This is a genomic window from Moritella sp. F3 (assembly GCF_015082335.1).
Classification (GTDB): Bacteria; Pseudomonadota; Gammaproteobacteria; order Enterobacterales; family Moritellaceae; genus Moritella.
Genome location: NZ_BLRL01000057.1, coordinates 1 through 273, shown reverse-complemented (window position 1 = coordinate 273; position 273 = coordinate 1). Strand labels below are relative to the sequence as shown.

General features: G+C 39.2%; 1 protein-coding gene. It reads left to right on the top strand.

Features of this window, described 5'->3' with window-relative positions; all coding sequences use genetic code 11:
- Nucleotides 1-273, top strand: a 273-nt coding sequence (locus JFU56_RS22475) for a PAS domain-containing protein (RefSeq protein ID WP_198439441.1), incomplete at both ends; no start/stop codon positions are given.

Genomic DNA, 273 nt, shown 5'->3' with positions numbered 1-273 from the left:
CTGCAAGAAAAAACCGCATTACTTAATTCTATTTTTGATGCCCTGCCAGATTCTGTCATATACAAAGACATGCAAGGACGTGTGGTCGAGTGCAACCGTGCCGCACTTAAGTTGGCCAACAAAAAAAAAGCCGATGTGATTGGTAAAACCATTGGACAATTATTGCCTGAAACAACAGCTAAATTAAGTATCAGCTATGATAGTCAACTCAAACCAAATTATAAAAGTGTCAATTATAAGATGGAGTTCACACTCGAAGGCCGAGACGTATAC